Origin of the sequence: Campylobacter lari (genome assembly GCF_004357905.1) — a bacterium.
Classification (GTDB): domain Bacteria; phylum Campylobacterota; class Campylobacteria; order Campylobacterales; family Campylobacteraceae; genus Campylobacter_D; species Campylobacter_D lari_D.
Genome location: NZ_SMTT01000041.1, coordinates 1 through 333 on the forward strand (window position 1 = coordinate 1; position 333 = coordinate 333).

General features: G+C 27.3%; 1 protein-coding gene. It reads right to left on the reverse strand.

From position 1 onward, the window contains the following. A partial coding sequence (locus tag E2O22_RS07865; RefSeq protein WP_508619272.1) for a DUF8374 domain-containing protein occupies window positions 1-333 on the reverse strand: 333 nt, incomplete at both ends.

Sequence of the window (333 nt, forward strand, 5' to 3'; positions counted from 1 at the left end):
AACAACATCTTAACATACCCACCCTTATACCAAGTTTTATTAGCTTGTATAAGAGCTTGTCCTAATTTATAAGAAAGATGATTTTTAAGTTTTAAGGCTTCTTTACAATCAGGATAAGATTCTAAAGGAGGTAGTTTTAAAGAAGGATCTTTTTTTATTTTTTCTTGGTAGATTTTTTGTTCTTGTTTATGCGAAATTATTATACTTAATAATGCTACAGGTATTATTAAGTAACCTAGTATAGATTTAGAATTAACTATCATAGCTTGGCCTAATTTATAAGAAAGTTGGTTTTGGATACGAGATTTAGCTGTACCATATTTGGAAATAAAA